The following is a 21,859-nucleotide window of genomic DNA, read 5'->3' on the forward strand; positions in this document are numbered from 1 at the left end:
CAAATTTATTTTTTATATTTATTTAGGAAATGGGAAATTATGGCAGATAAAAATGAATGGGGCAGTAATCTTTCATTTATTTTAGCAATGATTGGTTCTGCAGTTGGACTTGGAAACATTTGGAGATATCCTTATGTACTTTACTCTAATGGAGGGGGAGCATTCTACATTCCATATATTGTGGCTATTCTTTTGATGGGAATGCCATTTTTGATTTTGGAGTACGGTGTTGGATATAATTTTAAATCTTCTTTTGCAAAGGCAATTACAAAAATCAACTCCAAATTTGAATATTTGGGATGGCTATTGCCGGTTGCAGTATTTATGATTATGATTTATTACTCAGCTATTTTGGGCTGGGATGGAATTTACATGATTTTAAGTTTCTTTAAGGGTTGGGGTGCAGATCCTAATGCTTTCTTTACAACAACTCTTTTGCAATCTTCTGACTCTTATTTAGGTTTATTTAATTTCATTCCACTTATTGCTGTTGCAATGCTTGTCGGTTGGGTGATTATTTGGTTTATATCTCACAGGGACTTGGAAGCAGGTCTTGGTAAAGTATCAAAAGTTTTAGTGCCGGCATTATTTATTATAATGGTTATCATTGTTGGATTTTCTCTGACTTTGCCTGGTGCGTCAATTGGGTTGGCTGAATTATTCAACCCTGACTGGTCTCTTTTATTGAACTTTAACATCTGGATGGCGGCATTTGGACAAATCGTTTTCTCATTGAGTTTGGGAATGTCTATTGCATTTACATATGCAAGTTACACCAAAGACGATGCGGATTTGATTACAAATACCATTTCAATAGCTCTTGCAAATTCACTGTTTGAAAACTTTGCTGCTTTAGGTGTATTTTCAATTTTAGGCTATATGTCACTTCAGTCAGGCACTGCAGTGGCAGACCTTGTAACTCAGGGAACCGGACTGGTATTTATAGCATATCCTACAGTATTTAATGTGTTAGGTCAATGGGCAGTAATTTTAGGACCTCTATTTTTCCTGACAGTTTATCTGGCAGGTCTTACAAGCATATTGTCTACAATCGAGCCTTTATCATTTTCAATCCAAAACAAGTTTGGTCTTACAAGATCAAGGACAATGACAATATTGATTATTGTTGGTGCATTAATTTCAATGATTTATGCTACATCCTTTGGAGGATCCCTTTTAGGTTATGTGGATACATTCATCAACCAAATTGCACTTCTGTTTGGAGTTATAGTTGAGTGTATTGTATTTGCGTGGGTATTTAAGGCAGAAAAATTAATTGAATTCTTAAATGCGAGAACAAAGACTATCAAGCTTGGTAAATGGTGGCTTGTCATTGTAAAATATGTTCTTCCAATTGTTATTTCAATTGTTTGGGTTGGAGGAATGGTTGATGTTATCAACAACAGTACTATTGACCAGTTAAACTTTACAATATTCTCAGCAATAATTCTCTTGGGCGCATCATTAGTATTTACTTTGCTTCCGGCCAAAAACAATGATTGGGATAAAGCTGAAGAAAGAGTTTAATTAATTTTTTAGGTTAGTTTGTCTAACCTCATTCTATTTTTTTTTAGTAATATTGCTTTCATCATGGAAAATTGCTTTTTAAAAGTAGTTAAATTTAAATAGTAGTCATTTCTATGTTTAATCATATAGTAGCACTTCAGTTAATATCAAATATCTTTAATAACCTATGTATAATCATTGTTTCTAAATCCAATTATGTATTTGGCCAGATATTCTATTGTTGATTTTAAGGAACTGATAATTAATTAATGGGATAAAAATGTTTGATTATACAATTGAAGATGCACAAAGAATTTTGAAATCTTTTGATAGTTCTGAGTTAAGATTGGATAGTCATGTATTGGAAAATTGGTTTGAAAGAGATGTGGATTTTGACTATATATTTGAATGTTTGAGTGATAAAATGCTTTTAGGCATTTCAAAAACAATGGAAAATCGTTTTAAATTAATTTATCCTCATAAAAAACTCAAGACTAAAGATTTTTACATTATAATTGAGATAGATGACTTTGAAAAAATAACTGTTAAAACAGTTTATTCTTTTAGTAAAATGAGGAGGCGAAGAGATAATGAAAGAAAATAATATTCAAGAAGTAATTTATAAATATGATTCCTTTTCTGATGTATTGGGCATTAAAGTCAATCATGAATTCCAATATGGCGAAACTGTCGAGATGGACGATGGTATTTTACTTGATTTTGATTTAAATAATGTTCCAGTATCTTTAGAAGTATCCGATGCATCAAAAAGATTTAATCTTCCTAAAAAAAGCTTCGATGACATTGTCTTTTTTAAAATGGATGTTTGTGTGGAAGAAAAGTCCATTTCTCTTAATGCAGTATTTTGCGTGCTGGTTGATAACATTGAAAGCACACAAAATATGGAATCATTTGCAAGCAATATTAACCATATTCCAAACATGGTTGTAAAATTAGCTTTAGTTTAGGTAAAATACTTATCTAAACTATTTTCATTATTTTCTTTTTTTTCTAAATTTATGGTGATTGTTCCGTTTGAATCTTCATGAATGACTTCTTTAGTATCATAAGTTTTCATTGTAGGTTCACTGGATTCGCTATAGTAAACCCCTACAATCAAACCTAGAATACATAATAAAAATATAAGAAGTATTGTGGCATTTTTCATATCCATGATTTAATATTATTTTTTTTGATATATAAATTGATAGAAAAGTATTTTAATGGCATATGTTCATATTGTTACTGAAAGCTTAAAAGAGGTGAGAGTATGAAAAGCTTTATTGTAATCCTTTTAGGGATTATCGTAGCATTGCTGGTCGTCGGCGGTGTTGTAGCATATTCTTTCATGGATGGATTAGGTGTTAATATGGAAAATATCGATTCAAATATAGAAAAAATAAATAATAAAGTAAGTAATGTCGCATCTTCTGAAAGTTCTGATTCTTCAAGCTCAGGCGATGGTGGCATTGTAAGTGAAATCGTCAAATTCAATGAGCAAAACGGTGAAGGATATTATCGTGAAGTGACATACAAAGATGGTGGATTCAGGCAATATGATGCTGAATCCGGCAAACTTATAGGTTCTTCATATGGCTCAGATCAGGCAAATCTCCCAAGCTTGGAATGATTAAAATGATACTTAAAGATTTATTGAATCATTTCGAAATCAGCTGCGAATTTCCTGAGTATTTGCTTGAACTAACATTCAACGAGGTCTTTTTGGATGGAGACCTAACAAAAACTGAAAATGATTATAAGATAGCTGTTACAACCCGCCAGGACGTTACACATCAGATGTTTTTAAAGCCTGATGATGATTATCCTGTTGTTATAATGTCAATTCTTCCGAACGGAAAGTTGAATGGTATGAAGTTTGCCCGCAAAAAAGGGCAAGTAGCATATATTAATGAAGTATAATATGTTATTATGAATAAAAAATTGATTTTTGTAGTGTCTATTTTTTTAATAGTCATTTCAGTTTCATCAGTTTCAGCTGCTGATAATTCAACAGTTTTAACATCCGGGGATGATAATCTCCTCCAGGACACTGAGGACGTTACAGACCAATATGTTAAAACAAAAATCGTGGCTGACCCGATCATTGGTGAGGATGGTGATTCAATCGATGTTCCTATTGAGGTTTTAGATGAAAATGACAATCCCGTAATGAATGGGACTGCTACATTAGTTATTGGTGAGATGCTCTACTTTAGTGAAGTTCAAAATGGTAGTGCAGTCTTTGAAAGTGTTTTAATCCAGGATGGAATGACAAAAGCAACATTCGGTTATATGAGTAATGAATATTATGATTCCTGTGATTTGGAAGTTATCATCTACATTGTTCATGAAACCTACCCTGACATTCCAATTGACGATTCACCAGACGCTTCAAATGCAACTGCAGCTAAAAGTCAACCTAGTAGTGTCAAGGCCCTCACTGATTCTAAAGCAACTGGGAACCCAATTTTAGCAATATTATTATCTTTGATGATTGCTTCTTCAATGAGCATAATTAATCGTAAAAGATAATTTTTTCTTTCTTTTTTTAAATACTCATTAAATAGTATTATATAATATTTAAACTAAAAATTATAATATAATAATTTAATAGTTTTGTTGATATCATGAACAAAAAAGAGTTAATTAATGGTGGAAAAGTAAAAAGTGTATTCACTACCGAAAACGAAGATGAAGTCATCATCGAGTTTAGAGATGATATGACTGCCGGTGACGGTGCAAGAAAAGAGGTAATGAACAAAAAAGGAGCTTACAATGCCATAATTTCTACTAAAATTTTCAAGGTTTTAGAGGAAAACGGTGTTGAAACCCAATTCATAGACTTGCCTGAACCTAATGTCATGCTTGCAAAAAAACTTGAAATGATTCCGATTGAAGTGATTGTAAGAAACATTGCCACAGGCAGTTTAGTTAGAAAATATCCAATAGCTGATGGAACAAGACTTGATCCTCCGATTGTACAAATGGATTTTAAGGATGATGAATATCACGACCCTATGCTTAATGATTCCTTAATAAAAGCATTAGGTATTGCAACACAGGAAGAAATCAACATCTTAACTGAAAAAGCTTTAAAAATCAATGAAGTTTTAACCAAATTTTTTGCTGATGCTGGAATTATATTGGTTGACTTTAAAGTTGAATTCGGTAAGGATAAAGATGGAAACATTCTTTTAGGTGATGAAATATCTCCTGATGGTTGCAGATTATGGGATAGTGAAACATTAGAAATGTTGGATAAGGAATTATTTAGAAAAGGTAAAGATGACGAAGTTATGGCTGCTTATATAGAAGTATATAACAGAATTATTCCTGATGATGAAAAATTTGATTTTTAGGTGATTAGATGTTATTTGATATTGAAGTGAAAATTTCTCTTAAAGACGGTATGTTAAACCCTGAAGCTACTCAAGTTGAAAGGTCTCTTGATTTATTGGGCTATGAAGTAAAAAATGTTAAAACTGTTGAAATCATCAAATTCCAGATGGAAGGCGAAGACAGAGAGACAATCAGGGAAAGTGTAGTTGACATGTGTGAAAGATTACTCTGTAATCCTGTAATTCATAATTACAAAATCAATGTTATTCCACAGAATATGGCTTGTGGTAAATAGAGGGATTTAAATGAAAATTGGTGTAATTAGATTTCCGGGAACCAATTGTGACAGGGATGTTGCACAGGCCATTGAATTGGCAGGGCTCACTCCCGAATACATCTGGTGGAGTGAAGAAAACCTCACAGACTATGATGGTATTGTCATTCCTGGAGGATTTTCTTATGGGGATTACTTAAGGGCAGGAGCAATGGCTTCTATTACTCCAGTAATCGATGGAATCAAAGCATTGGTAAAAGAAGAAAAACCTGTTTTAGGAATATGTAATGGTGCACAGATTTTAGGAGAAATCGGGCTTGTTCCGGGAATTTTCATAACAAACGAATATCCTAAATTCAATTGTGAATGGGTTGATTTGAAGGTTGCTACCAACAGAACTCCATTTACAAAAGCATTCAAGAACAATCAAACAATCAAACTTCCGATTGCTCATGCGGAAGGAAGGTTTTACACAGAAGACATTGATTTGATTAAAGATCAAGACCAAATTGTATTGCAGTTTGAAGGCAAAAATCCAAACGGTTCTATGGAGGCTATTACAAGCGTATGTGATGAATCTGGTCTTGTTTGTGCCATGATGCCTCACCCTGAAAGGGCTTGTGAAGAATTGTTTGGTTCCGATGATGGTTTAAACTTTTTTAAAGGATTTTTATAGTGATTTAAATGGTAGTTTATTTGATTGGTGCAGGACCTGGAGATGCTGATTTAATAACTCTTAAAGCTGTTAAAGCTCTAAACAAAGCTGATGTTGTTTTATATGACTATTTGGCTAATGAAGAAATATTGGCTCATGCTCCCGATACTGCTGAAAGAATATATGTTGGTAAAAAGGCGGGCGAACATTATAAAACACAGGATGAAATTAATGAGTTAATAATTGAGCAAGCCAGAACTCATGAAAATGTAGTCAGACTTAAAGGGGGAGACCCTTTTGTCTTTGGTCGTGGTGGTGAAGAAATATTGGCTTTAATGGAACATGATATCAAATTTGAAGTTATTCCAGGCGTAACTTCTGCTATTGGAGCACCAACTTCACTGGGACTACCTGTAACTCACAGAGCAGTTGCAACCTCCTTAACTATTGTAACTGGCCATGAAGATCCGACAAAAGCTGAAAGCCAAGTGCACTGGGATTATACTGCAGATACTTTAGTAATTCTGATGGGAATTGGAAATATTAAAGAAAATACTTCTGAAATTATGAAATATCGTTCTGCCGATACTCCAGTTTGTGCAATTGAAAGCGGAACACTTCCAAATGAAAACCTGGTGTTCGGAACATTGGGTGATATTTCAGATAAAAAAATCAACACTCCAGCAATATTGATTATCGGGGATGTTGTAAACATGTATAAGGATATTTACGATTATCAAGGTGATTAGATGTGTGGAATTGTAGGTTGTATATTAAAAGAAGATGAAGATGTCGCATCAATCCTTTTTGACTGTATCTCCAAGTTGGAATACAGAGGTTATGATTCAATAGGCCTTGCAACATTTTCAGAAGGTAAAATTCACATCAAAAAAGATAAGGGAAAGATTCAGGAAGTTGACAATAGCTTAAATTTAACAGACATGCCGGGTAATTTCGGTATTGCTCATGTAAGATGGGCAACACATGGTGACCCATCCAAATTGAATTCTCATCCTCATGTTGATGAAGAAAATACAGTAGCAGTCGTTCACAACGGAATTATTGAAAACTATTTGGAAATAAAGGAAAAATTAACTCTTGAAGGTCACGTTTTCAAATCAGATACTGATACTGAAGTAATTCCTCATTTGATTCAAAAGTTCATGGATGAAAAATTCGACCTTGAACATGCCGTTAGAAAAACAATCGATGTTATAGAAGGAGCATATGCAATTGCAGCTATTTCAACTAAGGAACCTGATAAAATAGTTGCGACCCGTAAAGATTCTCCATTAATTGTCGGTTTAGGCGATAATGGATATTATCTGGCATCTGACTCTCCGGCTATTTTAAAATATGCAAAAGACATAATCTATCCTGAAAAAGGTGAAATAGTCATTATTGACCGAGAAGGAGTCATTGTCCATGATGAATTTGACAATGTGGTCAACAAAGAAATTGAAACTATTAACTGGACTCCTGAAATGGCTGAAAAGGAAGGTTATGATCATTTCATGATAAAAGAAATCAATGAACAGGCAACAGCTGTCAGAAATACTTTAACTCAGGCCGAAAACATTCAGGAAATTATTGATGATATTGATGACATTCAAAGAATATGCTTTGTTGCATGCGGAACATCTTATCATGCATCATTAACAGGAAAATATTTGATTGAATCTCTTGCAGGAATTCCAACTGATGTTATTCTTGCATCTGAGTTTAAATATTCGGCAAATACTTTAAACGATAAGACTTTAGTTATTTTCATTTCCCAATCCGGTGAAACTGCAGATTCCCTTAAGGCATTGGATGTTGCCAATCAGACCTCAAAGACTTTGGGGATTGTAAATGTTGCAGGCTCAGCAATTACCAGAAGGGCACATTATGTTATCCAGACTCAGGCAGGTCCTGAAATTGGTGTTGCAGCAACAAAAACTTATGTGGCTCAGCTGACTTCAATTTATCTGTTTGCAGCATTGCTTTCAAATAATCAGGAATTGCTTAAGGAGCTTGAAAGGGTTCCTGAATTTATTGATGAGACTTTACAGGATGTTGACACTATCAAGGATATCTCAACAAGATATAATTATGCACGTGACTTTTTCTATCTGGGAAGAGGGTACTCATATCCGACAGCACTTGAAGGTGCTCTGAAACTTAAAGAAATTTCATATATTCATGGTGAAGGATACGCTGCAGGAGAGCTAAAACATGGTCCTTTGGCTTTAATTGATGAAGGAATACCTGTTGTTGTCATTATACCTCCTGGAGATAACTATAGAAAAACCATGAGTAATTTGGAAGAGGTTAAATCACGTGGCGCTAATGTATTGGCAATAGGATCTGATGATGATGAATCTCTAAAGAGTAAGGCCAATGTTGTAATTTCAATAAACTCTGAGGTAAAAGAAATTATCGCACCTTTAGTTTACATTGTGCCGTTGCAATTGATTGCATATTACATTACTCTTGAAAAGGGTCATGACCCTGACAAACCTAAAAATTTGGCAAAATGCGTAACTGTTGAATAGGTTTTTTAACCTTATTCACTTTTTTTATTATTTGAGCTTTAAATTTAATTTTACATATTATAATTATTTTATTTCTTATTTTTATTAGTAATTTTTTGTTATTTTTTAAGAAATGATTGATTTGTGGGTATTATCTGTCTTTAAACTTTTTTAGTGGATAAAAATTTAGTTAGCTATTGTTTGTTATAAAAATTTCATTTTTAATATAATTTTGTCTTTTATTAATAATTTCAATTAATTTAATCTTTTTAAAGTATTTTTAAACTTATAAATGTTTATTTTACTTAAATTTAACATATTTGAGCTTTTTTTGAAAATCAAAAGCTTTTTATAGAAAAAGTGTAATAAAAGTAATTACGAACAAATGTTAAGTGGAGTTAACGTTTATGTTTAATAAAAAAATGAGTTTATTCCTGATAACTCTAGTATTCATGTTGTCAATTTCTGCAGTTGTTGCTGCTGATACAAATTCAACTGACGACATTATTGCTAGTGAAATCGGTGAAGAGCCTCCTTCGGGTAGTGCTAACTCAATTTCTGTAGATGGGGATACTTTAACTGCTGCCTCTAATATAAATTATACATTGGCTAGCAGTAACGTTGAAACATATTACAGCGGATATAATTATGATGTTGTTTTAAAGCAGAACAACGATCCTTTGAAAAATGCATCAGTCACTTTAAAAGTTAATGGTGTTAGTTATACACAAACTACTGACAGCAGTGGAAAAGTTTCCATCCCATTAAATTTAAATGCAGGAAACTATGTGATTTCCACATCTTATGGTAGTGTATCTAACAGTACTAATGTAAAAGTAACTGCTTCCATAAAAGCTAGTGACTTGACTAAGACATATAAAAGTTCTAAAGGTTTTTCAGCTACTTTTCTTGACAGTAAAGGTAATGTCTTGAAAAATAAGAATACCAAATTCATTATTTGCGGAAAAACTTATAATGTAAAGACCAATTCCAAAGGTGTAGCTACTATTGCTATAAATTTAAAGCCTGGAACTTATGCAATTACTCTTGTTCATCCGAATGGATATAGGTTGTCTAAAAAGATTACTGTTAAAACATCAGTTGTTGCAAGTGATGTGTCAAAGCATTATTTAAGTTCTAAAGTCTTTTCTGCAACATTTTATGGTACAAATGGAAAACTGATGGCAAATAAATATATCAAGTTTATTGCTCACGGAAAAACTTTCAGTGTCAAGACCAACTCTAAAGGTGTGGCAAGTATTTCAATCATTTCAAAACCGTCCACATTTAAGATGTATTCTGTAAATACACAGACTGGTGAAAAGGTTGCAAATACTGTTAAGATATCACCTACATTGAGTGCAAGTTCCATGACTGTCTTTTCAGATAGGACTTCAACTTTTAAAGTAAAACTTTATAAAAACGATAAACTGGTTAAAAACGCTCAGGTTTACGTTTATATTAAAGGTGTTAAGAAAGTCTTAAAGACTGATTCAAACGGTGTGGCAAGTGTTAATTTCAAATTGGCTAAAGGTACATACACATTTAAATCCTATGATCCTTACACCAAATCAAGCATTAATACAAAAATCACTGTTAAATTGGCATCAATTAAGGCAAATGATGTTGTAACCAGGGAGCATAAGTCTTCAGTATTTACTGCAACTCTTTTAAATCAGGACGGAAGCCTTGCAAAAAATACCAATATGCAAATTACGCTTGATGGTAAAACCAATACTGTCAAAACAGGTTCAAATGGAGCGGCTTCACTGAATTTCAAACTTGATGCAGGTACTTATAAAGTGACTTGTAAGGATTTATCTACAGGTTACACATTAACCAAAACTATTGAGGTTTATCCTTCAAGCAGTGGAAAAACCTATGACAAATATGGTGTTTCAGATGATGGATTGACTATATTGGCTATTGGTAGAGCTTCTGCTTCAGGTGAACTCAGTAAATATGGTTATACATTCTATGCAACTGAATTCAATAGGACATGCTCATATTGCGGAAGCCATGAACTCTATTGGAGCATCTTCTTTGCAGGTTCTGAGACTGCCAACTGGGGTACTTTCCCGGCAACAGGAAATGGTGAGGGAAGTAGCGCTGAAGGTATAATTGTCTGTGCAAAATGTGACAGTGACTGGTCAGTATTCGGCCATAACCATGGCGGATCCGGTGGAGACTTGACTGTTGTAACACCGACTCACTCATGTAGTAAGTCAGATGCATATGATTTAAAAAGCGGAGATTATGTAGCGGCATAATTTCCTGATTTAACTTTTTTTAATCTTTTTTTCATTTCTAGAATTCTATTTTTTGAATTATTTGTTCTATCCTGTTTTTTTGTATAGTCATTTTCACATTCGACGATATAATATGCTTCATCGGATGTTGTTGACGGAATATTCATTTTAGCCAAATTGCGTTCAACACGCCTTTTTAGTTTCTCGTCATCCATTTCACATGCCAGAAAGATTGGTGTTTTAACAGCAGAGGAAATTTTGGTATTATGGCGGGCATTATGTCGCTCTTCAGTTCGTCTATCTAAAATAGTATCGCTATTATCATTTAAATTAGGGTCTCTGAATGGAATTCCAACGTCTGACAGTGCAATCCTTATTTCATCGTTTTTTGGAAGGGCAGTATCAAGCATTTCAGGATTTGGGCTTGCCAGGGTTCCGCCCTGTTTTCTTCCAAAAATCGGGCCTTGACCTATAAAGAAATCTGCTTCGATGAATGCTGCTCTGACAGGTGCGGAAGATGTATATGTTGCAACAATGCCGTCATCTTTAATAATTCTTCTAAATTCCTTGAAAAATTCAAGTGAAAATAACTCCGGAGCCATGTTCTGGCTGAATGGATCTAAAAATATTGCATCATAGCTATCATCATCTAACTTTTGCACGGTCTGTCTTGCATCCTCAATATAAACATTGATGTCAATGTTTTCAGGTATTTCAGATTTTTCAAGACTTAATGATGAATAATTCTGTTTTATGAGTTCCTCTTCAATAGCCTTTTTTGTAATGTCATGCTCTTTTATTGGTGATGGGACTAAAAGGCCGCATGCTAGAGTTGCTTTGGATATTTCCACCATATCTATTGTTAAGTTGGAATCACAGCTATTTTTTATAAAATCGGCAATTGCCGCTGATGTGTTGTATCCGATTCCGGCACAAATGTCGAGAATGGCTATATCTTCATCATATCTGAATTTCATAGGTTTGATAAACTTCTCAAATGACTCACTTATTGCGCCTGTAGATGTATGTAATGTTTCAACTTTATGATTTATCTCTTTTGAATTAATAGAATAAGATCCATCATCTGTTAAAACAAAATAATCATTGTAAGTATCAAAAAAATTAACTCTACTTTCAATATTCTGACCACTTCTTTCTTCATCGAAATATTGGTTGATTAAATCGAACACATCATCACTAATTATCCGGGCATCATTTTCATAACTCATTTTATCTAAATTAAATTTTTAGTTTTTCTTTTTAAAAAATTTTCTAAAATCAATTTTCCATAATCTCATTTTTTAATAAACAGAAATGACTTTTCAATTTCCAGTTGAGCAAAATTTATATAATTTCTAATTTAATGTTTATTTAGATATTTGAAATTCCAAAACTATCTTTTTGGATATGATTTTTGTGTGAACTTAATATTTTTATCCTATTTTTGAATTAAAATAATGTTCACTAAATAAATGACTAGGGTTAAATAAATGTTTGAAATTAAAGCTAAAGATAATATGGGGCGTGTTGGAGTTTTAAAAACAAAACATGGGGATGTTAAAACTCCTGCATTAATGCCGGTTATTCATCCGCGCAAACAGGCGATAGATGTTGGCAAATATGGTGCGGATATTGTAATTACCAATGCATATCTGATTTACAAGGATGAGGAGCTAAAAAAAGAGGCAATTGAGAAAGGATTGCATGAACTGATTCACTTTGACGGACCTGTAATGACGGATTCCGGTTCTTTCCAGTTATCCGTTTATGGGGATGTTGAAATTACAAACAAGGAAGTCATTGAGTTTCAGGAATTAATCAAGACAGACATAGGAACAAGTCTCGATATTCCAACAGCTCCTTTTGTGGACAGAGAAAAAGCCGAAAGCGATTTGGAAATTACTCTTGAAAGGGCAAAAGAAGCGGTCGAGTATAAAAAGGAACATAATATTGAAATGCTTTTAAACTCAGTAGTTCAGGGTTCAACTTACATGGATTTGAGAAGAGAATGTGCCCGTGAATTATCAAAGCTTGATGCGGATTTATATCCTATCGGAGCAGTAGTTCCTTTAATGGAGTCATATCATTACAAGGATTTGGTTGATGTTGTGATGAACTCAATGAAAGAGTTATCAGACACCGTTCCCCGCCATCTGATGGGTGCAGGACATCCTATGATTTTTGCTCTTTGTGTTGCAATGGGCTGCGATTTGTTTGACTCAGCGGCTTATATTTTATATGCTGAAGATGACAGGCTTTTGTCAACAAGAGGAACCTTTAAATTGGAAAACTTGCAGGAAATGCCTTGTTCTTGTGAAGTATGTACCAATTACACTCCTGATGACTTAAGGGCCATGCCGAAAGAAAAGAGAAGAGATTTGATAGCCCAACACAATTTGCATGTTTCATTTGCAGAGTTAAGACTAATCAGGCAAGCTATTTATGATGGAAATTTAATGGAACTGGTAGAAGAGAGATGTCGTGCTCATCCTGCACTTCTTGAAGCAGTAAGACAACTCGGCAATTACTCAAAAGATTTGGAAAAATATGATCCGAGAAGTAAAAAGTCAGCATTTTTCTACACCGGTTCGGAATCATTATGCAGGCCGGAAGTCTTAAGGCACATGCAAAAACTACGCAACATGCCTAAAAAAAGTAATCTCGTAATTCTTCCTCCTTCAAGAAAACCTTACTCAAAATTCGTATCAGGCAAACTGGGAGAATTCTACACATATGGTGTAGAACAGGAATTGGACTTGGATGATACAGATTTCATGGTACTTGATATTCCATTCGGATTAGTTCCATTGGAAATCGATGAAGTATATCCTTTAAGCCAAAGCGATGCTCCAAAAACAAGAGATGTTGACAGCATTGAATTTTTAGAAGATTTCATTACGGAATTTGTCGAATATTACAATCAGGTCCTGATTCACTCAAGGATTGTAAAAGATTTGGAAATGGGTCTTTACAATAAATGCACTGCTTCAGATGAAATAAGATATAAAAAGGATGATATTAAAAAAATCAAGGCCATTGCGGATTATCAGTTTGGTGTTGGCGCAGGTGAAGCATTATTTACAGGCAACATCAACATCGAGAAAAGTAAAAAAACAGGAAAAATCAGACATATATATGACGGCAAAGTATTGATTGTCAATATGAGGGCATCTGATTCCTATCTGATATTATCAAAAGAAGGAGCAAAAAGACTGCACAATAAAATGCCTTATCCGCAAAACAGGGTTGTCGTCAATAAGGACTCAGAACCGTTTGCACTTGACGGAAAAAGTGTATTCTGCAAATTTGTAGTTGACTGTGATGACAGTATCCGTGCAAAGGACGAAGTTTTAATTGTCAGTGAAGAAGATAAATTGCTGGCTTACGGCAAATCTCTTTTAGGAGCATGTGAGATAAAAGAGTTCATGACCGGTCAGGCCATTAAAACCAGAAAAGGAATGAAAAAGTGATAATATGAGTGAAAATGATAAAGTTAACACAGGTCACAATATTGAAGACAAGGAGCTAATCAAAAATGCAAGAAAACCTGTTGGTGAGCTGGGCCATCAGATACTGGATAGAATGAACAAATCCCATGAGTCAATGGCTCAATGGGGAGTAAGTCACTTTGAAATTGCTGAAGACAGCAAAATCCTTGATATCGGTTGTGGAGGTGGAAGAAACATTCAGCGATTTGCCGAACAGATTTCACAAAACGGTCGTGTTGTTGGAATTGACTATTCGGAAGTAAGTGTTGAAAAATCCACTAAATTAAACCAGGAATTTATTAATCAAGGCATTGTTAACGTCCTTCAGGGTTCTGTTTCAGATATGCCTTTTTATGATGAAACTTTTGATATTGTAACCGGTTTTGAAACAATATATTTCTGGCCGGATTTTATCAATGACTTAAAAGAAGTAAATAGGGTCCTTAAAAAAGACGGTTTGGTATTTTTCTGTAATGAAGCAGTTTACAGAGAAGGTGAAATGGAAAAGTACGATGACTTGGTGGAACTTCTGGATATGAAAATCTATTCAGAGGATGTCCTAAAGGAATCTCTTGAAAAAACAGGATTTAAGGATTTTAAAGCCTATCTAAATGAAGAAAATGAGTGGATTTGTGTTTTAGCAAGAAAAATTTAAGGTTTGACTATGGTAAGTAAAGTAAGAACAATATTTGCAAATGTAAGTTGGTTGATGGTTTCACAAATCATCACTAGTGCATGTGCATTTGTTTGGACAATATTAATGGCAAGATATTTGGGCCCATCTGATTATGGTATTTTTGGAACTGCAGTATCTTTTTCTGTTCTTTTCATTGCTCTTGCTGATTTTGGTGTAACTGCTTTTATTGTTCGGGCAATTTCAACGGATATAGAAAAAGAAGATATTTATTTGAATAATGCTATATCTCTTAAGTTATTTTTATCAATATTCTATTTAATTGTTGTTTTTTTAGCTTCGATAATCATTGGTTGGGATAATTACGTAATAATATTTTGTATGTTGTATGCATTTGAAAGTCTGATTAAATCTTTTGAAAATGTAATATTTTCTTCATTCCAATCACATGAGCAGATGAAGTACCAGGCTATTACCAATACAATTTTAAATGTATTGACCCTTATTTTAATTATCTTTGTCACTTTTACTGATTATGGTTTGTTCGGAATCACTTTTGCATATATTTTTGCTAATCTAACAGCATTGTTTTATGAAATCATCACTTTAAGAAAACATTTCATTAAACCTAAATTTTCTTTTGATATTAACTGTTATAAACTGTTAATCAAAGCAGGCATCCCATTTGCTTTATCTGGAATTTTTTACACAATATATTATTCCATTGATTTAGTAATGATTTCACATTTCTCAACAACTTACAATACTGGGCTCTATAATTCAGCATATAAATTAATTAGTGTTTTAACATTATTCTATTCAATTTACACTGCGGTCATTTTCCCAGTTATGAGCAAATTATTCAAAAATGAAAAAGATATTTTACATCTTAGTTTTGTAAAATCTATGAAATATTTATTGCTTGCAACGGTTCCAATTGCCATATTTACTTTTTTTTATGGGAACGATATTATTGCAATTTATGGGGCGGAATATATTGAAGCTGGAGGTGTTTTAAAAGTGTTAATCTGGACAGTTTGTTTCTTATTTGTTAATGGGGCTTGCTCATTAATTTTAAATGCATCTCATAAAGAATATTCTGTTACAAAAATATATTCAGTTGCGGCTTTATTCAATGTGATTTTAAATTTATTTTTAATACCAAAATATTCAGTTTATGGTGCTTCTGTGGCAACCGTTTTAAGTGAAATATTAATATTGGTTTTAGAAATGTACATGATTAAAAAGATTAATCAACTTCCAAATAAACACTTTGTATTTGATGTTTTAAGAATATCTGTAGCATCAGGTGTTTTAGGAATCGTTTTATATGTTTTACATATCAATATGTGGATTGCAATGCCGGTATCATTAGTGGTTTACTTTGCGGTAATTTTCATTTTAAGAACAGTTGATCAAGATGATAAACTAATAATTAAACAGATAATAGGAAGATAATGCAAAGGTTTATATAATATTAAAACATAAGTTTATTTGTTGTTAGTTTTTATGCGGTGTTAGTCCAGCCTGGTTAAGACTCTAGCCTGCCACGTTAGCGACCCGGGTTCAAATCCCGGACGCCGCACTTTTTATGCAGTTGTGGTATAGTCTGGTTATTACTTGGGCCTTCCAAGCCTACAACCCGGGTTCGAATCCCGGCAACTGCATCTTGTAAAAAATTCTTTTTTTAAAATTCTTATTTTGTTTAAAAATAGCTATTTTTTAGTTAATTTTATATAATACTAAATATAAAATATTAATAATTAAATTAATTTTTAATGTCGTTTAAGATTATTATTTAAGGTGATTTAATGGTAGGAATAGTAGGATATGGTGCGCATGTGCCATCATATAGAATTAAGGTAGAAGAAATTGCTAAGGTATGGGGGGATGATCCTGTAGCCTTATCAAACGGATTGGTTGTTAATGAAAAATCCGTTCCTTCTGCTGATGAAGATACTGCAACCATTGCAGTTACTGCAGCTAGATATGCTCTTAGAAGAGCTCAAATTGATCCAAGTAAGATTGGTGCTGTTTATGTTGGTTCTGAATCTCACCCTTATGCAGTTAAACCGACAGCTTCCATTGTTGCTGAAGCTGTTTGTGCAACTCCAAAGTTAACTGCAGCTGATTTGGAATTTGCATGTAAAGCAGGAACAGCAGGCATTCAAATGTCCATGGGTCTTGTAGAATCAGGTATGGTTGAATATGCATTGGCTATTGGTGCTGATACATCACAGGGAGCTCCCGGTGATGCTCTTGAATATACTGCATCCGCAGGTGGTGCAGCTTACATTATTGGTAATGACAACACAATAGCTGATATTGATCACACATGCAGTTTTACAACAGACACTCCTGATTTCTACAGAAGGGAAGGTCAGGACTATCCGTCTCACGGAGGCCGTTTTACAGGAGAGCCTGCTTACTTCAAGCATGTTTTAAGCGCTGCAAAAATGTTATTTGACCAAACAGATTCAAAACCTGAAGATTATGATTATGCATGTTTCCACCAGCCAAACGGTAAATTTTACTTAAGGGCCGGTAAAAAATTAGGATTCACATCCGAACAAATCAAACAGGGTTTATTAACTCCTAATATTGGAAACACTTATTCTGGTGCCGTACCATTGGCTTTATCCAATATTTTGGATGTTGCTGAACCTGGAGATAAAATTTTTGTCATCTCATATGGGTCCGGTGCAGGAAGTGACGGTTTTTCAATAACTGTTAAAGATGAAATTGTTGAACGTAGAGAATTAGCTCCAAAAACACAGGAAATAATTGACGATAAAACATATGTCGATTATGCTGTTTATGCTAAATTCAAAGGCAAAATTAAAATGTAAGGGGGCTTGAATATGAGAGATGTTGCGATTATAGGAGTTTCACAAACCAAATTTGGTGAATTATGGGATTCATCTTTTAGAGATTTAATTGCTGAAGCTGGAGTGAAAGCTTTAGTCGATGCAGGTATTGACGGTGATGATATCGAAGCAATGTTTGTTGGAAACATGTCCTCCGGACTGTTTGTTGAACAAGAACACATTGCAGCACTTATTTCAGACCATGTAGGTCTTAATCCTGTTCCAACCACAAGAGTTGAAGCTGCTTGTGCTTCAGGAGGATTGGCTTTAAGACAAGGAATCATGGCAGTTGCATCAGGTTTTCATGATGTGGTAATCTCTGCAGGTGTAGAAAAAATGACTGATGTTGTTGACGCTACCCCAGCTATTGCTACTGCATCAGATCAGGAATGGGAAGCACAGCAAGGAGCTACATTCCCGTCTTTATATGCAATGATTGCAAAAAGACACATGCATGAATACGGTACCACCCGTGAGCAGTTAGCACAGTTTTCAGTGGTAAACCATAAAAACGCATCCAAAAATCCAAATGCACAATTCCCATTTGAGGTAAGTGTTGATAAAGTTATCAATTCAACTATGGTGGCTGATCCATTAACTTTACTCGACTGTTCTCCGGTAAGTGACGGGGCAGCAGCAATTGTAATGGTTCCTGCTGAAGATGCTAAAAAATACACAGATACTCCGATTTATGTAAAAGCTTCTGCACAGGCTTCTGGAACATTAACCTTACACGACAGAAAAGACATTACTACTATTGAATCTACCAAAGTGGCTTCCAGAAAAGCTTATGAAATGGCAGGAGTAACTGTTAAAGATATTGATTTAACTGAAGTGCATGACTGTTTTTCAATCAACGGACTTTTAGCAGTTGAAGACTTAGGGTTTGCTGAAAAAGGTAAAGGAGGAATAGCTATCGAAGAAGGACAAACTGAAATTGATGGTGATTTCCCAATCAATACTTCCGGTGGTCTTAAGGCACGTGGACACCCGTTAGGTGCTACAGGTATTGCTCAGGCTGCTGAAGTTGTATGGCAACTCAGAGGAGAAGCTGGCGGACGTCAAGTGGACGGTGCAGAAATCGGTATGTCCCACAACATTGGGGGAACCGGTGGTACTGCAGTTGTACACATTTTCGGAAGAGATTTATAATCTCTTTTACTTTTTCTTTTTTTTATGATAATCAATACAGGTTCAAGAACTGATATTCCCGCTTTTTTTAGTAAATGGTTGTTTAATCGTATTGATGAAGGTTTTGTATGTACCAGAAATCCTTATAATGATGATATCTATAAATATCCTCTGGATTCTAAGATTATTGACTGTTTATGTTTCTGCACAAAAAATCCAAAGCCGATGCTTAAAAATATTGATTTATTGGATGATTACAATCAGTTCTGGTTTGTAACAATTACTCCTTATGAAAATGACATTGAAGCAAATGTGCCCAATTTCAAAAAGGTTTTAAAATCATTTAAAGAACTTTCTGATTATTTGGGTGTCAATAAAATTTCATGGAGATATGACCCGATTTTTATAACTGAAAAATACTCCTTGGATTATCACATTGATAAATTTGAGCAGATTGCAAGTGAAATTTCCGATTATACTAATGACTGCACTATAAGTTTCATTGACTTGTACCGGAAGGTTTTAAGAAATTTCCCTGAAGTTTGTGAGGTCACCACTGATGAAAGGTTAATTATTGGTGAGAATTTCTCTAAAATTGCTAAAGAATATGGTATTCGGATGAAAACCTGCGTTGAAGGAACACTGCTTGACCAGTTCGGTTTTGATTCAAGCGGATGCATGACTCAGCAGGTGATAGAAAAAGCTATCGGAAATAATTTAAAAATCCCTAAAGGAAAATACAGAATTCGTGAATGTGACTGTATATTTGGAAGGGATATTGGAGCATATAATACCTGTCTTCACGGATGTAAGTATTGTTATGCAAATTTTTCAACCAAGCTGGTTAAACGGAATTGGAAGTTGCACAATCCAGATTCGCCTCTTTTAATAGGTAATGTTAAAGATAGTGATGTTGTAAAAGAAATTTCAGAGCCTAGCTATATTGATGCACAAACCAGATTATTCTAATTTTTTTCAATCCTGGCTCATTAATCTAAATATAATTGAATGTTAAAACATGCATTTCAACAATACTAACTAATTACTCCACTTTCTGGACAGTTCGTTATCACTGAATACTGTTTTTTCTTGGCATTCAGTTACTTCACTTATATTTTCCTTGAAAAATTTCAGGCAATAATCTTTTTTCGGACTGAAGTTGTCACAGTTCAGGTGAATATTTTCTTTGCAGTTGTCGCAGTTTATGTCGGTACCAGTTTTGTTTTTACAGTATAATTCATTGTTTTCAGTGAAACGATATTCACAATCTTTAAACACTATATTATCCATTTTTTTACCTCTTCAAATGTGTTTTGAATAATTCTCATTTAAAACGACTATTATTTAGTATGTATTTAATAAGATATGTACTTTAACTTTGTTTTGATGAAAACATTTACTGCAGACTTCATCTTACTTTCTTCAATATTGGCTTTTCGATAATAAACCAGCTCAATAGTGCAAAAAAAGTTGTCAAAATCCAAACATATACTAAGTATTCCCATACACTAATTTTAATGTTATTGAAAGTAATAAAAATTGCAATAAGACACTGTACTGGCCATGCATAGATATATGTTCCATAGGAGATGTCATTTTCCTTAATGAATTTAGGAGATTTAATTTTAATGGAAAGTACAAGAAGAATATATGTCATTGGAATAGCAATGTATATTCCGGCGGAGTTTCTTGAAAATAATGCCATGCATGCGGCACAATAAATCAAAGCCAATGCAAATAGTTCAAATGAAAATACAAGTTTGTCTTTAATAAGATAAACAAATCCTCCTGCAAAAAACATTGAAAAGAGATATAGTCCAAGTTTAAAGTAAATCATAACCTTGCTCGGGCTGTCAGGTATTAAAGTATGTGCAATGCCAAGAAGCAGATAAATGGCGAAAAAGACTTTGGGATAGTGGTTTTTCCGGATTCTAATTTTCATCAAAAGCATCACAACAATTGCCACGGCAATATAACATCCAAACTCAAACATCAACGTCCATATGGAAACGTTCCAGTTGTCGGCGTTGATGGCTTGAAGTAACGTACCTATATTGTTTTCAAATAGGTTTAACGGAAGTGCATAAATGAAAAATTTGGCCGGTGAGGGGCTCAAATTCAAATAGGAAACCAGATCAAAATTACCATTATTTATTATCGTAAATGCCAATGGAGCAAATAGGATTACAATCAGTAAAATACAAATAAAATATGCCGGATAGATACGGGCCAAACGTTTTTTCAAAAATGTTTTGAAATCATTCTTAATTGCAGATGCCGTGATTAGATACCCTGAAATATAAAAAAAGCATGGAACTGCAAATGACATGACAACATCAATGGAATTGGGCATATAACTGTTTATGTCAACACCAGATACAACAAATGAATGTCTGATTAAAACGAATGTTGCAAAAATCAGTCTAAATAAATTTAAGGAATTGTTTCGATTATTCAATTCAAGAAACTTAATTCAAATCACCTAATATTGTATATGTTGTTGTTAAATTATAAATGATGCTGAAATTCAAGCAACAAAATACTTAAAATTAAGTGAATATCTGCTATTGTTTTGAATATTACATTGTTAATAGTTTATAATTAATTTGTTATTTTTAGTGAGGCAATTCCATAACATTGCGCAAATTAGGATATTAAACTAGTTAAAAGAAATCAAAGACGGAACAATCATGATTCACCACTTTTAATTGTGATGTTAAAAATAGTGATGAAATAAAAGAAATTTCAGAGCCTAATTATATGGATATTGACTCTTTCAAAAACTTTGTTGATTTTCAAAATCGTTTTTGCGATTGTCATTCCAAATGAGATCTCTGCGATATATTCGTTTTAAAACGCCTCGTTTGGTCTTGAATGTTCGTTTTCTTGATTTTGGCATTGTTTTTTGAAAGGCATTTTCAATTTTGTTACTTGTTTTTTCAATTCGTTTATCTTTTAAGTGGTGAATGAAGCTTTTATATCTTGGAAAGATTGATTTTCTAATTATTTTATAAATAACTGGATAAAAATCATCTTTACTATTAATTAATGAGTGTACTTCCTTTTTGAATTCATTATAATCATTTAAATCGAATAAATCTTTGATCATTTTCAGTTGTTTGTGACATTCTTGATATTCTTCGTCAGAAATATGATTTCTGTCTTTAAAAGTTTTTAATTGTTTATTTAAACTTTTTTTAGTA

Annotated in this window: 23 protein-coding genes and 2 tRNA genes; 20 read left to right on the forward strand and 5 right to left on the reverse strand. The window is 33.6% G+C overall.

What is annotated here, in order from left to right:
• The first annotated feature begins 39 nt into the window (after positions 1-39).
• The 3 genes from IJL02_RS01480 (at position 40) to IJL02_RS01490 (ending at position 2,474) form a co-directional block, all read left to right on the forward strand.
• The gene (locus tag IJL02_RS01480; protein ID WP_292808284.1) at positions 40-1,527 is read left to right on the forward strand and encodes a sodium-dependent transporter; all 1,488 of its coding nucleotides are present in this window, start codon (positions 40-42) and stop codon (positions 1,525-1,527) included.
• A gap of 259 nt (positions 1,528-1,786) precedes the next feature.
• Complete coding sequence (locus tag IJL02_RS01485) at positions 1,787-2,110, forward strand: hypothetical protein (RefSeq protein ID WP_292808286.1); 324 nt, start codon at positions 1,787-1,789, stop codon at positions 2,108-2,110.
• On the forward strand, positions 2,097-2,474 hold the full coding sequence (locus IJL02_RS01490; protein ID WP_292808288.1) for a DUF2283 domain-containing protein: 378 nt from the start codon (positions 2,097-2,099) through the stop codon (positions 2,472-2,474). The genes IJL02_RS01485 and IJL02_RS01490 overlap by 14 nt, the downstream gene beginning before the upstream one ends.
• Here IJL02_RS01490 and IJL02_RS01495 read toward each other — a convergent pair.
• On the reverse strand, positions 2,471-2,680 hold the full coding sequence (locus tag IJL02_RS01495) for a hypothetical protein (protein ID WP_292808290.1): 210 nt from the start codon (positions 2,678-2,680) through the stop codon (positions 2,471-2,473). The two genes, IJL02_RS01490 and IJL02_RS01495, sit on opposite strands and share 4 nt — an antisense overlap.
• A 96-nt stretch (positions 2,681-2,776) precedes the next feature.
• Between IJL02_RS01495 and IJL02_RS01500 the strand changes: the two genes are divergently transcribed.
• The 9 genes from IJL02_RS01500 (at position 2,777) to IJL02_RS01540 (ending at position 10,557) form a co-directional block, all read left to right on the forward strand.
• Positions 2,777-3,136 (forward strand): flagellar protein, FliL, encoded by a 360-nt coding sequence (locus IJL02_RS01500; RefSeq protein WP_292808292.1) that lies wholly within the window; start codon positions 2,777-2,779, stop codon positions 3,134-3,136.
• A 5-nt stretch (positions 3,137-3,141) separates the two neighbouring features.
• On the forward strand, positions 3,142-3,426 hold the full coding sequence (locus IJL02_RS01505; RefSeq protein ID WP_292808294.1) for a hypothetical protein: 285 nt from the start codon (positions 3,142-3,144) through the stop codon (positions 3,424-3,426).
• Between the two features lie 9 nt (positions 3,427-3,435).
• The gene (locus tag IJL02_RS01510; RefSeq protein ID WP_292808296.1) at positions 3,436-4,038 is read left to right on the forward strand and encodes a hypothetical protein; all 603 of its coding nucleotides are present in this window, start codon (positions 3,436-3,438) and stop codon (positions 4,036-4,038) included.
• A gap of 95 nt (positions 4,039-4,133) precedes the next feature.
• Positions 4,134-4,865, forward strand: coding sequence for a phosphoribosylaminoimidazolesuccinocarboxamide synthase (gene purC / locus IJL02_RS01515; protein ID WP_292808298.1), 732 nt, complete (start codon positions 4,134-4,136; stop codon positions 4,863-4,865).
• Between the two features lie 8 nt (positions 4,866-4,873).
• Entirely contained in the window at positions 4,874-5,140 is a 267-nt protein-coding gene (gene purS, locus IJL02_RS01520) for a phosphoribosylformylglycinamidine synthase subunit PurS (protein ID WP_292808300.1), read from the forward strand.
• 10 nt (positions 5,141-5,150) lie between these two features.
• A complete protein-coding gene (gene purQ, locus IJL02_RS01525; RefSeq protein ID WP_292808302.1) occupies positions 5,151-5,795 on the forward strand; it encodes a phosphoribosylformylglycinamidine synthase subunit PurQ in 645 nt (214 codons plus the stop codon).
• A gap of 8 nt (positions 5,796-5,803) precedes the next feature.
• Positions 5,804-6,523: a uroporphyrinogen-III C-methyltransferase gene (gene cobA / locus IJL02_RS01530; RefSeq protein ID WP_292808304.1), complete on the forward strand. Its 720-nt coding sequence runs from the start codon at positions 5,804-5,806 to the stop codon at positions 6,521-6,523.
• Positions 6,524-8,308 (forward strand): glutamine--fructose-6-phosphate transaminase (isomerizing), encoded by a 1,785-nt coding sequence (gene glmS, locus IJL02_RS01535; protein ID WP_292808306.1) that lies wholly within the window; start codon positions 6,524-6,526, stop codon positions 8,306-8,308. It abuts the gene before it with no gap.
• A gap of 386 nt (positions 8,309-8,694) precedes the next feature.
• Entirely contained in the window at positions 8,695-10,557 is a 1,863-nt protein-coding gene (locus IJL02_RS01540; protein WP_292808308.1) for a carboxypeptidase-like regulatory domain-containing protein, read from the forward strand.
• On the opposite strand, the gene IJL02_RS01545 is transcribed toward IJL02_RS01540, so the two are convergent.
• Positions 10,542-11,765, reverse strand: coding sequence for an MnmC family methyltransferase (locus tag IJL02_RS01545; protein WP_292808309.1), 1,224 nt, complete (start codon positions 11,763-11,765; stop codon positions 10,542-10,544). The two genes, IJL02_RS01540 and IJL02_RS01545, sit on opposite strands and share 16 nt — an antisense overlap.
• Positions 11,766-12,026: 261 nt before the next feature.
• Here IJL02_RS01545 and tgtA point away from each other — a divergent pair, with 261 nt between their 5' ends.
• The 8 genes from tgtA to IJL02_RS01585 all read left to right on the forward strand — a co-directional run bounded on the left by tgtA (position 12,027) and on the right by IJL02_RS01585 (position 19,625).
• A complete protein-coding gene (gene tgtA / locus IJL02_RS01550; RefSeq protein WP_292808311.1) occupies positions 12,027-14,006 on the forward strand; it encodes a tRNA guanosine(15) transglycosylase TgtA in 1,980 nt (659 codons plus the stop codon).
• Positions 14,007-14,010: 4 nt separating this feature from the next.
• Positions 14,011-14,679, forward strand: a complete 669-nt coding sequence (locus IJL02_RS01555; RefSeq protein WP_292808313.1) for a class I SAM-dependent methyltransferase — start codon at positions 14,011-14,013, stop codon at positions 14,677-14,679.
• 9 nt (positions 14,680-14,688) lie between these two features.
• Entirely contained in the window at positions 14,689-16,116 is a 1,428-nt protein-coding gene (locus IJL02_RS01560) for a flippase (RefSeq protein ID WP_292808315.1), read from the forward strand.
• Positions 16,117-16,169: 53 nt separating this feature from the next.
• Positions 16,170-16,243 (forward strand) — tRNA-Gly (locus IJL02_RS01565).
• Positions 16,244-16,251: 8 nt separating this feature from the next.
• Positions 16,252-16,325: transfer RNA gene (locus IJL02_RS01570), tRNA-Gly, on the forward strand.
• Positions 16,326-16,469: 144 nt separating this feature from the next.
• A complete protein-coding gene (locus tag IJL02_RS01575; RefSeq protein ID WP_292808317.1) occupies positions 16,470-17,507 on the forward strand; it encodes a hydroxymethylglutaryl-CoA synthase in 1,038 nt (345 codons plus the stop codon).
• 12 nt (positions 17,508-17,519) lie between these two features.
• On the forward strand, positions 17,520-18,677 hold the full coding sequence (locus IJL02_RS01580) for a thiolase domain-containing protein (protein ID WP_292808319.1): 1,158 nt from the start codon (positions 17,520-17,522) through the stop codon (positions 18,675-18,677).
• A gap of 24 nt (positions 18,678-18,701) precedes the next feature.
• On the forward strand, positions 18,702-19,625 hold the full coding sequence (locus tag IJL02_RS01585) for a DUF1848 domain-containing protein (RefSeq protein WP_292808321.1): 924 nt from the start codon (positions 18,702-18,704) through the stop codon (positions 19,623-19,625).
• Between the two features lie 69 nt (positions 19,626-19,694).
• On the opposite strand, the gene IJL02_RS01590 is transcribed toward IJL02_RS01585, so the two are convergent.
• The 3 genes from IJL02_RS01590 to IJL02_RS01600 form a co-directional block, all read right to left on the reverse strand.
• Positions 19,695-19,946 carry a hypothetical protein gene (locus IJL02_RS01590; protein WP_292808323.1) on the reverse strand — a complete coding sequence of 84 codons (252 nt, stop codon included), beginning with the start codon at positions 19,944-19,946 and terminating at the stop codon, positions 19,695-19,697.
• 118 nt (positions 19,947-20,064) lie between these two features.
• The gene (locus tag IJL02_RS01595; RefSeq protein WP_292808325.1) at positions 20,065-21,114 is read right to left on the reverse strand and encodes an acyltransferase; all 1,050 of its coding nucleotides are present in this window, start codon (positions 21,112-21,114) and stop codon (positions 20,065-20,067) included.
• Positions 21,115-21,432: 318 nt separating this feature from the next.
• Positions 21,433-21,859: hypothetical protein (locus tag IJL02_RS01600; protein ID WP_292808327.1), on the reverse strand; the 427-nt coding region annotated here is incomplete at its 5' end.

This window comes from Methanobrevibacter sp. (assembly GCF_017427765.1).
Classification (GTDB): Archaea; Methanobacteriota; Methanobacteria; order Methanobacteriales; family Methanobacteriaceae; genus Methanocatella.

Excerpts from the sequence above, each read along its gene's own strand:
- IJL02_RS01480 (WP_292808284.1), top strand. The coding sequence starts at position 40 with ATGGCAGATAAAAATGAATGGGGCAGTAATCTTTCATTTATTTTAGCA.
- IJL02_RS01485 (WP_292808286.1), top strand. The coding sequence starts at position 1,787 with ATGTTTGATTATACAATTGAAGATGCACAAAGAATTTTGAAATCTTTT.
- IJL02_RS01500 (WP_292808292.1), top strand. The coding sequence starts at position 2,777 with ATGAAAAGCTTTATTGTAATCCTTTTAGGGATTATCGTAGCATTGCTG.
- IJL02_RS01590 (WP_292808323.1), bottom strand. The coding sequence starts at position 19,946 with ATGGATAATATAGTGTTTAAAGATTGTGAATATCGTTTCACTGAAAAC.
- IJL02_RS01555 (WP_292808313.1), top strand. The coding sequence starts at position 14,011 with ATGAGTGAAAATGATAAAGTTAACACAGGTCACAATATTGAAGACAAG.
- purQ (WP_292808302.1), top strand. The coding sequence starts at position 5,151 with ATGAAAATTGGTGTAATTAGATTTCCGGGAACCAATTGTGACAGGGAT.
- purS (WP_292808300.1), top strand. The coding sequence starts at position 4,874 with ATGTTATTTGATATTGAAGTGAAAATTTCTCTTAAAGACGGTATGTTA.
- IJL02_RS01545 (WP_292808309.1), bottom strand. The coding sequence starts at position 11,765 with ATGAGTTATGAAAATGATGCCCGGATAATTAGTGATGATGTGTTCGAT.
- IJL02_RS01540 (WP_292808308.1), top strand. The coding sequence starts at position 8,695 with ATGTTTAATAAAAAAATGAGTTTATTCCTGATAACTCTAGTATTCATG.
- purC (WP_292808298.1), top strand. The coding sequence starts at position 4,134 with ATGAACAAAAAAGAGTTAATTAATGGTGGAAAAGTAAAAAGTGTATTC.
- IJL02_RS01490 (WP_292808288.1), top strand. The coding sequence starts at position 2,097 with ATGAAAGAAAATAATATTCAAGAAGTAATTTATAAATATGATTCCTTT.
- IJL02_RS01505 (WP_292808294.1), top strand. The coding sequence starts at position 3,142 with ATGATACTTAAAGATTTATTGAATCATTTCGAAATCAGCTGCGAATTT.
- IJL02_RS01510 (WP_292808296.1), top strand. The coding sequence starts at position 3,436 with ATGAATAAAAAATTGATTTTTGTAGTGTCTATTTTTTTAATAGTCATT.
- IJL02_RS01495 (WP_292808290.1), bottom strand. The coding sequence starts at position 2,680 with ATGGATATGAAAAATGCCACAATACTTCTTATATTTTTATTATGTATT.
- cobA (WP_292808304.1), top strand. The coding sequence starts at position 5,804 with ATGGTAGTTTATTTGATTGGTGCAGGACCTGGAGATGCTGATTTAATA.
- IJL02_RS01560 (WP_292808315.1), top strand. The coding sequence starts at position 14,689 with ATGGTAAGTAAAGTAAGAACAATATTTGCAAATGTAAGTTGGTTGATG.
- IJL02_RS01575 (WP_292808317.1), top strand. The coding sequence starts at position 16,470 with ATGGTAGGAATAGTAGGATATGGTGCGCATGTGCCATCATATAGAATT.
- glmS (WP_292808306.1), top strand. The coding sequence starts at position 6,524 with ATGTGTGGAATTGTAGGTTGTATATTAAAAGAAGATGAAGATGTCGCA.
- IJL02_RS01580 (WP_292808319.1), top strand. The coding sequence starts at position 17,520 with ATGAGAGATGTTGCGATTATAGGAGTTTCACAAACCAAATTTGGTGAA.
- tgtA (WP_292808311.1), top strand. The coding sequence starts at position 12,027 with ATGTTTGAAATTAAAGCTAAAGATAATATGGGGCGTGTTGGAGTTTTA.
- IJL02_RS01585 (WP_292808321.1), top strand. The coding sequence starts at position 18,702 with ATGATAATCAATACAGGTTCAAGAACTGATATTCCCGCTTTTTTTAGT.